At 39.2% G+C, this 1,259-nt stretch carries 2 protein-coding genes; both read right to left on the bottom strand.

All coding sequences use genetic code 11. The annotated features are described in order from the left end of the window. Positions 1–375 (bottom strand): hypothetical protein (locus AC30RD_RS09580; RefSeq protein WP_489494324.1); only part of this gene is annotated, 375 nt, incomplete at its 3' end. Positions 376–434: 59 nt separating this feature from the next. Further along, on the bottom strand, positions 435–1,259 hold an 825-nt coding region (locus tag AC30RD_RS09575; protein ID WP_489494323.1), incomplete at its 5' end, for an aminoacetone oxidase family FAD-binding enzyme.

The following is a 1,259-nucleotide window of genomic DNA, read 5'->3' as shown; positions in this document are numbered from 1 at the left end:
ATCCTGTACACTCCCTTTTGCCGGTGAAACAATACCTAAGTCTGTACCATTGTTAATAAAATCGGCAGGATACTGAAATGCCACCTCCCCTGCTGTATCTGTTGAAGAGTTTGCATTAAAAGTTACAATACTAACGTTTTTTGTCTGTCCGCTACTTGTAACCGTAATATGGTTCCCATTAATAATAGTCATCTGTGCAATATCTTGAGACACACCGGATGTAGGTGGTGTTACGCCATTAGATGTATTGCCTTCAATTACTGTTGCAACAGCATCACTGTTACCGGATTGACATCCACCAAACATAAACATAAAAACTGCTATTACACCTATAAAAAGAATTTTTACCATCTTGTATCTTACCTTTTTTTCCATTTTTTCCATATTTTTCAGACCTGAAGAGCTATTCTATCTACAACGAGATTAAACTTGCTTTAAATTTTACCTGAGAGAGTTTTTCCACACACAAAACCACTAGCAAATGCCCACTGAAAATTATAACCGCCAAGCTCTCCTGTTATATCAACAACTTCTGCAATAAAATAAAGATTTTTTATCTTTTTTGATTCCAAAGTTTTCAAACACAACGCATCGGCTACAACACCTCCCCTGCTCACCTCTGCTTTGGCAAAACCAAAGTTTCCCGATGGAGAGAAGGTATAATGGTGAAGAGCTTGCATTTTTTTTCTCTCCCCTTTGGTAAGTTCAGAACACACTTTGTCTGCAACACCCAAAACCTCTAAGAGTGCTTTAGCAAGACGCTTTGGAAGAGGTAAAACAGAAGAAAGCAGTTTTTTCCCTTTCATACAATCTTCTACCCTCTTATCGGGTAAAAAATCTATGCTTATATCCCCTTTTTGCCAGTAAAGCGATGCAGACAAAACAGCAGGACCACTTATACCTTTATGGGTAAAAAGCATCTCCTCTTTTAGGAGTTTATCTGCTACACGTATATGAACATAACAGCTTAGACCACTAAGCTCTTTCATCCAAAACTGCTCCTTTTGTAAAGTAAGACCCACAAGTGCAGGGGTGAACTCTTTTACCTCTATGGCAAACGCTTTTGCTATCTGCAATCCTATATCTGTCGCACCTATATGGGCAAAACTTTTACCGCCTGTTGCAACAACAACTTTATGCGCTTTCAAAGCTCCTTTGTCTGTGTGGACAATAAAATCCTCACCCTCTTTTGTAACACGCAAGATGGAATGCTTCAGCAGAAATGTTGCGTGTTTGGCGTTGCTGCACAACGCTTCAAT

It is taken from the genome of Nitrosophilus sp. (assembly GCF_982775275.1).
The sequence above is the reverse complement of the archived record's forward strand: the minus strand, read 5'-3'. Positions and strand labels throughout refer to the sequence as shown.